Raw genomic sequence first — 11,461 nt, 5'->3', positions numbered from 1 at the left:
ATCGATTGTTGATGGTAACTGGACCGTCGAAATTGATGGCCTAACAGAGGATGGGGAATACAGCTATCAAGTTGTTGCGGAGAATGATTTAGGCAGTGTGTCAGACCCTGTTTCTGGTACGTTCGAAATAGATACTGTAGTCGATGAGTTTAGCGCAGACATGCTTTACGATAGCGGGACCGCTGACGCAAGCGGTGATACCGTAGTTTTACCTGAACAGCCAAGCTTTTCTGGTGATGGGGAACAAGATGCAACGGTGACCATCGAATTTTTTTCTGTTAATGCAGATGGCAGTAAAGTTTCGCAAGGTACAGTCGATCAAACCGTTGATGCTAATGGTGAGTGGAGTATTAGCGCTGAAGATTATAACAATCTAGGTCTAGATTCAGGGCAATACATATACCAAGTGACTACTAGCGATGTTGCGGGTAACAGCAATACCGACGCCACTACCAATACGACCGAACAAATAATTGAAGGCGCATTTGAATTAGATTTAGAATTGCCAGTGATCGAGTCTGTTGATCTGGCGACTAGCAGTGATAGTGGCGATTCTTTCTACGACAATTACACCAATGACACCACGCCAATCTTCCAAGGTGTGGTCAGTAATACCAATATTGCAACCGAAGTGACGGTTACAATTAGCTTACTCGATGACCAAAGTGATTTGCTAGAAAGTTTCGAATTTACCACAACCACAGTAGATGAAGACGGTAACTGGTCGATTAACTTAGCCGAAGCGGTCGACAGTGAAGGCAACTCAATCGAACTGACCGATGGCGATTATCAGATTAGTGTGAAAGCAACCGACAGTGTTGGCAATGAAAGCCTCGCGAATGATGAAAGTAGCGACACATTTACTATCGATACTGAAAACGAGCTTTACGGAGAAATGACGTCTGGAAGTCCAGATTCGATTGAAGATTCCACCACTACCGAGCAAGCTAACGGGTCGATTTTAATCGAACAACCTGACCGTATCACAAATGATGCAACGCCAAGCTTTGCTGGAACGGGTGAAGAAGGCGATGTCGTTACACTTTATATCTACTACACGCAAGATAGCCAAACCACACAAGTGTACACAACTACGGCTACTGTAGTAAACGGCGGTTGGTCTATTGATGTTGATAGCGCTTTGTCGCTAGACGGAACATATTCTTATCAACTTACGTCAAGTGATTTAGCGGGTAATAACACCGATATCGAGGGTGACTTTACTCTTGATACAGGTAACCCAAGTAACCTTATTTCTCTTGGTTTGACTGCTGGCTCTGATTCTGGCGAATCAGACAGTGACAATATCACTAATCTTACACCTGTACTTGAAGGAACTGTTGAAAATGAAGACGGTATGTTAGTTACCGTAACATTAGTAGACAAAGACGGTACACCATTAGAGGCTGACGACTACACTTACACGGCAACGGTAACGGATGGTCAATGGCAAGTGACTCTAACAGGCCTAGATAGTGATGATGGGTTACTTGATGGTGAATACAGTTATACCGTAACCGCAACCGATGCGAGCAATAACTCGACAACCTTATCAAATGATGATCTTACGTTCATCTTGGATAACCAAGTGTCGCCTAAAACTGTAACACTGCAATCTGACACAGAAGTGGATAGCAATGGTGATACTGTTACTGGTGATCAGACCTTGGACTTTAGCGGTACCGGTGAGACGGACTCCACCGTCACGGTATATGTTTACCAAGTTGACCAATTTGGCGTGGTATCAGAAGACGTCAGTGCTACTGCTACGGTGTCAGTTTCCGATAGCGGTACTTGGAGCATTGACGACAACGATTATAGTGAATCGCTTAGTAACGGAACGTATCAATATAAGGTAGATATCACTGATATTGCCGGTAACACAGAAACGATTGTCGAAGGTGAAGAAACGCAAATAATTATTGACGTTTCTGGTCCAAACATAGAGTCATTTACATTAAGTGAGAGCGCGGATTCGGGCGATTTGGCGACAGATGGCATTACCGCCGACACCGCACCTGCGTTTGAAGGTGCGATTAGTGAGCAAGGCACAGTTACATTAACGGTAACCCCAACTGACAGTAATGGCGATCCAATAGAAGGTGCAGCAATTGTCATTGAGGGTATCGATACCCGTTACGACAGCACCACTGGCAACTGGACGTGGGACTATGATCTAGGTAGTGATACTGATTTTAGTGCATTGGCTGATGGTGCTTATCAATACACCGTTAACGCAACCGACTTAAGTGGCAATACATCAGCACAATCTGCTGCGCAAACATTTGAAGTAGATACTGCAAATGACATGACCGCAGAGATGGACTCTGGAGCACAAGTTAATGACTATGAATCAGCTTACTACAATAGCACTGATTCAACCGACGAGAACCCTATCTGGACTAACCCTGAGCGTTTAACTAATGACAGTACGCCGAGTTTTTCCGGAACAATTGAAGCGGACGATGACTTCGTAACTTTAGTTATTTTAGACCAAGATGGTGCGGCTATTTTCGAGACTACCGTACCAGCCGAAACTGATGGCACATGGAGTTATGATTTAGGATCAGATACAGCAAAAGAGAAATTAATTGAGGCTGGATTTGATGACGGTGAACTTTCTGATGGCAATTACACCTACAAGGTTTCTTCTAGCGACGTAGCGGGTAATAACAAAACCTATGAAGGGGACTTTGAGGTTAAAACCAATTCTACCGTAACGGTTACGTCGGCAGGTTTGACCGATGAGTCGGATTCAGAACCTAATGCCGATGCCACAACTTATACGGCTGAAAATGAAGATAACATCACCAATTTAGATCCAGTGCTACAAGGGACAACAACCGACGGCGCTGATTTTGTCTCTGTGGTCTTGCTCAATTATACTGATAGTGACGGAAACGTGATTGACCTTTCGCAAGATGAGACGTCACAGCAACAATATACGTATACCACTGAAGTGAACAGTGACGGCAGTTGGTCGGTAGAGCTGAGCGATTTAGTCGCAGAAGATGGTAGTGCCGATGGCAGTTACAACTATAAAGTCATTGCTTATGACGGCGTAACCATAGAGGATGCAGTTGCGGTTGAGCTCAATAGTGAGAACGCAAGCAGCGACGATGTATTAAGTTTTACTATCGACAGTCAATTTGACGAAAATACTGCTAGTGCTAACGTTGATGATTTAATTAACGTCACCCAAACCGATGGAACTGAGTACGATGTTGTTAATTCTGGTTTGGTTAGCCTAACTGGGACAGCAGAACAGAATGCTGTTATCGAGTTAACACTTTACTCTGTGTCTGATGATGGTCAAACACGAACTGAGATTGGTACTATTACCGCTCGCGCTTCAATTGAAGATTCCGATCCAAATACCGACGACACCTATACTTGGGTTATTGATAATAATAGCGAAGGATACAGCGAGGTTATTGGCTCTGGATTAGAGGATGGTAACTACCAATACGATATTACCTTGATTGATATCGCCAATAACAGCACCACTTTACCAACCAAAGAGTTTACCGTCGATACCAGCGCAGCAACGGTAACAGTGACTGGCCTTGCTACTGAAAGTGATACTGGTGACTCGAATTCAGATGCTTATACCAACGACATAACACCAAGCATTGAAGGAACAACAACCGAAACTGGTGAGATGACACTTTATCTCACTAACCTGACTGATAGCACAACAATTGAGATTGTTCAGTCTATCGCTCAAGCCGGTGATTGGCGTATAGATGTACCAGATTCTCAGCAACTTTCACAAGGTGAATGGCAATATTATGTGGTCATGGAAGATGAAGCCGGCAATAGCAGCACATCAGAAACGTCGAGCTTTACGGTTGATTTAGTCAATGAATTAACGGGTGAAGTTGACGCTAATCAGATCGACAGCAGTGATTCTGCCGTTACGGTTGAAGATGACGCTGGCGCAGTGATTGTAACCATGCCAGATACCACCACCAATAATGGCGCATTAAGCTTTAATGGCCAAGCAGAAGATGGTGATAGTGTCACCGTCACTATCACCAATGATAACGGTTATTCATACAGCGAAACCATTATTATTGATAACGACAGTGATGGAACTTTAGAGGATTGGACTCTCACACTAGCAGACCAAGATAATCTTGAAGATGAAGGCGTTTATCACTACAGCATTACCTCAAGTGACGCAGCAGGGAACGAAAAAACCATTCAGGGTGACGTGGTTTATGATGTAACTCAAAGCGTTGTTACTGCTTCTGGTGTGAGTGATGATACCGACTCAACCAGTGTTGCTAATGATGATCCTAATTATATTTCATCAGAAAATCAGGATAATATTACCAACCAAGCACCAACGTTAGAGGGCACCGTTACCGATGGTGTGGCTATTTATGTACAGTTGCTTACCGTTGATAATACGCCTTTGTTAGCAGAAGACAGTAGTAACTTGATTACATCGACATCTAATCTTTCAGAGATAGAAACGTTGGCGAATGATGATGCTAACCTTATCTATTCTGGCACGATCAGTGATAGTGCGAACTCGTCGGGTACATATAACTGGGGTGTCTCAGTTGATGATATGTTAACGAATTCCGCGCTTGGTGAAGGCGAGTACACTTACCAAGTGATTGCCGTCGATGCTTCTGGCAACGTCACCGTGCTAACGGAAGAAAACGGTGGGGATAGCACCGATAACTTATCATTTGAAATTGACCGTACAGTTAATGAAATGACCAGTGAAGGTTATATACACACAGCAGATAACGATACTGGCAACAGCAATTCAGACCAAATAAGTAGCGATACCAAACCAACCTTTGCGGGTTATGGCGAGGCAGGTGCGCTTATTACGTTAACCATCAGCCAAGTAGTTGCAGCGAGTGATGACATTGTGGTTAAAACATTCACCACTCGGGTCGAATCAGATGGTGACAATGCCTGGCAAATAGACACTTCTAGTAGCGAGTATTCGTTCGACGGTTTAACTGATGGTAGTTATTCTTACGATATCACCATGACCGATATTGCTGGCAATATCTCCTCTATCACGCCAACGAACGACAGTACTTTTGAAATAGATACGACTCAAGCGACGGTTACGGAATTTGATATGGTTTCAGATACCGTTGTGGATGATTTCACTGCCGATAGCAGCCCAATTTTCCAAGGTAAAGTAGATGATGCCAACGCCGTGACCGTTACGCTTACCGTAACCGATAGCGAAGACAACACCTATAACCTTGATGTAGAAGTTGAAAAAGGTCAAACAGATTGGGAGATTAATCTATCTGACCTTGAAAATATCACTAGCGGTAGCGACACAGATAGCATTAATCTTGCTGAAGGTGAAGTCAGTTATTCAGTTACGGTAGTTGATAGTGCGGGCAATATAACCAATAGTGAAACCAAGACGTTTACTGTTTCAATCGAAAACAGTTTAACTGGCGAATTGACAACCAGTTCCGATTCAGGCGTTGACGATGCATACAATTATACCAGTGTCGATTCAACTGACATCACCTTTACTGGTACTGGTGAAGAAAACAGCAGCGTTTCTATCACCATCAGTGATAGTAGCGGAACGGTGATAACGATTGATGATATTGCCATAGATAACGATGGTAATTGGACTTATACCTTAACCGATGAGCAAGAAGCCTTATTGGTTGATGGCACGGGCTACGAATATCAAATTAGTTCCACTAACTCGAAAGGCGTTACAAAAACTATTAGCAACGAAGGTATCGTTCTAACCACATCGATCGATGGTGAAGACGCGACACTTTCTTCTACTGAAGCAAGCACAAATTATGATTTTGTGATTGACGAGACCAGTCCAGAAGCCGCGACAGTGAAAGGTTTAACCTTTGAATCTGACAGTGCTGCTGCAACTTTCACCGACACAGATGATGCTGATCGCAATGACAATGTGACGCGTTCAACCACACCAACCATTGAAGGATCGTTTTCTGCCGATGAAGTGGCCACTATTGATGATCAACCAGTAACGTTAATTAGTCGTGTTGAAGTGGTTGTTTTATCTGTGACTGCAACGGATGGAACAACAACAGAATTAACCGATGTTTCGTTTGACGGGGTTATCGATGGTAACAACTGGACAGCCGATATTGATTTATCTGCTACAGGTGATGGTGTTTATACTTATGAAGTGATCCTGACTGATCTAGCAGGAAACACCACCACTCAAACGGTCGATTCCGAAGGTAATGATCTTGCTATTACACTAGATACTTCCGCGCCAGACGCACCTACCAACGACACATTTGGCGATGATACCGATTTCCTTGATCATGGTGGCGATACCGATAGTGGCAACATAGACGATAACATCACCAGTAATCCAACGCCGACTTTCACTGGTTTTGCAGAGCACGGAAGTTTGGTTACCATCGTGATTGATGGTAATAGTTATACAACCTATGCCGACTCGGAGGATGGATCATGGACTATCAGTTTACTTGAAAACGGCGCAACAGAATTAACTGATGGCACTTACACTTATACCGTGACGTCAGAAGATGGCGCTGGAAACAGCAGCAGTGTTGAGTCGGAAGTCATCATTGATATGACTGGGCCTGAAATTGTTTCGGTTGAGCTTGAACCAGATCTATCGGTTGAAGATGATACATGGGCGGATGAAACCGATACTGATTTACAGCAACAACTTAAAGATCTATCAACTGCTACCACAACAGTGACCGACGGTAACAATGACTATACTGTGCCAGTACTCGGTGAGTCTAGCCCTGTGTTTACCGTTTCGGCAGAAGCGGGCACAACGGTTATCTTAACTATTACCGATCTAGACGACGCAGATATTAATTATAGCTATGAAGTTGAGATAGTCGCTAACGATACGCCAATTAACACCGCGACCTATTATGTCGATGGTGTAGAAATGGGTACTGCTAGCCTAAACGCCAACGGTGTCGCTACTGTGACAGTAGAAGTAGATATGTTACAAGTGGATGCCAATGGAGAAGCTCAATATAAATATGAAGTAACCGCTACCGATACGGCAGGCAATAACGCCACAAATGTCACGATTGAGACACCGGAAGTGAGCGGTCAAACTGTTGATGCGGGTTACTTTGCATTAGATACGCAAACTGAACTAAGTAATGTACGTCTGGACGCCGATAGTGATACCGGCAGCGATGATAGTGACAAGATAACTTATGACCAAACTCCTGTATTCCAAGGAGAAGGCGAAGTTGGCGCAATAGTCGAAGTGAATATTCTTGATTCCAATGGTGACGTATATACTAGCATCAGCACGGAAGTTGATTCGGACGGTACGTGGCAGGCAGCTGTGACCAGTAATTTGCCTTCTGGTACTTATACCGCGTCTATCACTGCCACAGACGATATGGGCAATCAGGCCACAGAAAGTATTGAAAATATTGTTGTTGACACCACAGCGCCTAACGCTAGTGACATTGTACGAGTCACGCCATTGTATGATGTTACTTCCGATACTTCTAATGATAACGGTCAAGCGGGTGATTATATTACCTCTGCTGAAAGTATATATATCAGTGGTCGTCTTACAAACAACACTGATGAAATAGAAGAAGGCTCAGTTGTCACGGTTAATGTTTATGAAATAGATAGCGAAGGCAATAGAGTGTCTGGTGGTGTTGCTAAAACGGTGACTGCCACGGTTTTAAGTAACAACACTTGGGCTGCAGAAGTAGACCTTGATGTTGACCAAACAACAACCTTTGGATATAGCATTTCGGTGACTGATGCTGCTGGTAATCAAAGCGAGGACTCTGTTTCTACTACCGATGATGGACTACAAACCTTCACTATTGATCCAGTGGAACTTTCCTTCACTCAATACCAATCAAATACTGGGGAAACCATAATCGGATCATACTTGGGAAGCGGAACGTCGGATTACTATACTCAGCAGAAGTCTTTTAGTGCTGTAGGGGCAATGGACGATAATATTAGTACTGATGATGTTAGCATCACCGTAAAAGATGGGTCTGGTAACGATATTGAATCATCTCAATATAGTTTTTCGTTAACAGATTCAAGCAGTACCGATGAAGTACAGCAGTGGGCGATAAACTTTACTGGCTTAGCTGATGGAGAGTATACCTATACTATCGATGTAGAAGATGAGAATGGATTGAGTAAATCCTTATCCAATACGGTCACAGTTGATAATCTGGCGCCTGAAGCCCCTAAACTTGAGACCATCGATAACCTAGCGGTTAGCGCCGATAATGAGACACCTTACTTCATAAATGAGGAAGCTGTTTTTGCTGGTACAGCAGAAGCGAATGCCACGATCACGTTTTACTTCACTTCAACGGGAGATGACGGTGTCAGCACTGTTTATACTCTTAGTACAAACGCTGATGATAGTGGAGTTTGGCAGTTAGATATTGGTTCGGGTAGTACAGATACAGATATATTAGCGGGTGAGTATTACTACAGTTATACCGCGACCGATTATGCAGGCAATGAAAGTGAGCATAGTGACAATTATCTGGTCAATTATGACTCTACTGACCCTGTGTTCACGTCTATAACGTTAACCGCAGATGAAGACACAGCGGACTTGGTTGACGCTGATCAATATGAAAGTGATGCTGAATGGTGGGTTGTGGGCTCACAAACTCAGATGGTCATTAATGGTGAAATAGAGGATGTGAACAACAACTTAAATTCTCTTACTGTTACCGTGAATGGTACTGATTATTCGTCGGATATCACCTTAAACGCCGATGGCAGCTTTAGTCTAGACGTTGTTGGCTTATTAGCCGATTTAAACACGGAACAAGCCGATTCGTTTGGTGAATATTCTTTAGTATTCACTGCCACAGATGAAAATGGTAACCAAACGATTTTTGAGAAAACCTTAAATTACGACAGCACTATTAGCACCACGGCTGTGCTATCTGCTAGCTCAGATAGCGATTCCGATGGTATTACCAGCGATGCGACTCCTACCTTAACCGGTGTGGCTGATGATAATGCAGTTATCACTATTTATGATAGTGAGAACAACGTTGTTGGTACCACAAACGCCGATGGTAACGGGGTTTGGACTTACGAATTTGAAACTGGACTTGATACAGGGACACACACCTTTACGGTTAAAGCGGCGGAAGATGATCAAGGTACCAATCAGAGTAGTGGGGTAGAGGTTACTTTCTCCGTTGATGTGACGCCACCAGAGTTATCCACGATTGCACTTTCATCAACTGATTCGGATGACCTTAGTGATTATGATGTTATCGACTCCAGTAATGGCACCGGAGACGCAGCACCGTCACTAACAACATATTACAACACGGTAATAATTGAAGGATCGGTCGATGATAGTACCGCAACGCTTGAAATTTATATAGCTGGACAGTGGCACGATGTTGCTGTGGGCAGCGCAGGTGAATATAGTTATTACATTACACTTGCCGCCTCGGATACGCCTTACTCTTATGAAATTAAGGCAACCGACACTTCGGGTAATCAGTCGCTTTCTGATGGAACAATTACGATTAAACCAACCACAGTGAGCATTGATATTGATGAATCTTCAACAGATTCTTTGGTTGTGACTACTGATGACGAGGGCAATGAACAACTGGTTATCAATGGTGAGGTTACTTCTGGTTTCACTTTAGCTCTCAGTGGTACATCATCGCCAAATGATGATTATATTGTGTATCTTGCCGATGCTGATGGTAATGCTGTTACCGATCAAAATGGTGATGATATTTATTACCAATCTGGAACTGCTGATGCTGAAGGTACTTGGACAATTATCAATACAGGACTTGATCTTGAGGACTTAGCTGATGGTTACCAGTTTGTGATTGATTCTTCCGGTCGTACTGATTCGATAGATATTATTGTTGATACCGACGTTGCAATAACCGATTTAGAGGTTTTAGGTAATGAGGAAAATGGCGACGAATACTTCAATGCAGAAACGGTAACCGGTGCTCTTATCAGTGGTGTTGCAGAAGCGGATGCTATCGTTGACGTTGCGCTAACCAATACGAGCGACTCTACTGGTTACACAACCAATGATTTGACCGTTGTGGTAGATGCAAATGGTAACTTTACTGTTAGTAATGGTGCTGATGAATTAACCGATGGCTCTTATGAGTTTACGGTTACCGTAACAGACAGTGTAGGAAATACCACCAGTGAAACCGGCACGTTCGTTATTGATACACAAGCACCTAATGTGGATGAGTCTGCTACTTTAGTTACGATTAACCAAGTGGATGAGAGTAACTCATCCAGTATTATTTCTTCTGGTTCAACGACTGGTGAAGACCATATACAGTTAACAGGTTCGATTAATCTTGATGACGATAATTACAATAAAGTGGTTTTGGTGGTTAGCAATTCAGAAACTGGAACTGATACGAGTTATATTATTCGAGCAGATGATGACTCCAACATGTCTGATAGTGTGGACTTTACTGAAAGCGGCAGCACAGGTAACTGGTCAATTGATTTATCCGATATTTCAGATGGAGAATACAGTTATACGTTGTACATCGAAGATTCGGCAGGAAACCAACAAGCGGCTGATGATGGAAGCTTCAATGTAAAAACCACTATTGCGGACAGTGAACTTACTTACGTCCTCAATGACGGTGAAGAAGGTGCCACAACAAATAGTTATTCTACGAACGATGATACATTTACTGTAACGTTCGCATCATCCAGTACTACCGGTGTAACAGTTGTTGCTACATTATTAATAGACAATATTGCGGTAGCTGAATCGATTGAAGTTACGCTTGATAACTCTGGTAACGAAACCATCAGTTTTGCTTCTGTGGAAGATGGTACGTATCAAATCGAATTTGTAATTACTGACAGTTATGGTAATCAAACGACCGAATACATGACGGTTGATTATTCATCTACTGTTGCACCACTTGCTCTAGAGCTTCCCGAAGAAACTGAGTTCAGCAGTCCTGGTGAAACAAATGAATCGACAGTGACGGTGTCCGGTATAGTATCGGACCAGCACAATTGGCTGTACTCTGTTGATGGTGGGGAGACTTGGTTAGCAGGCTCGACAACTCGAACGTCAAACGGTGATGGGTCATACAGTGCTACATTTGAGTTACCAGATGCCGAGTACCAAATAGGCGATATTGTCGTTAAACAAGTGGATGCAAATGGTAATGAGAGTGAAGCAACCCAATCTGCTGAGGCGATCACCATTGACACTATCGCGCCATCCGCGGCGACGGTAACACTGGCTGAAGACACAGGGGTATCTGGCGATTACATTACTACTGATGGTACCGTTAATGTGGCATTGCCAGACGATACGGCTTCATGGACATACAGCTACACCTTAAACGGAACAGTAACCGGCCCAATTGCTGGCTCAGGTATCGGTTTTGATTTGAGTGCAGGCGAATACAGCGATGTAACGGTCACAGTAACTGAC

General features: G+C 43.4%; 1 protein-coding gene. It reads left to right on the top strand.

The genetic code is table 11. From position 1 onward, the window contains the following. Positions 1-11,461: Ig-like domain-containing protein (locus R3X26_RS18315; RefSeq protein ID WP_317718771.1), on the top strand; the 11,461-nt coding region annotated here is incomplete at both ends.

Source organism: Vibrio sp. TH_r3, assembly GCF_033101115.1.
Taxonomy (GTDB): Bacteria; Pseudomonadota; Gammaproteobacteria; order Enterobacterales; family Vibrionaceae; genus Vibrio.
Note: the sequence above shows the minus strand (reverse complement) of the source record. Positions and strands in the feature narration are given on the sequence as shown.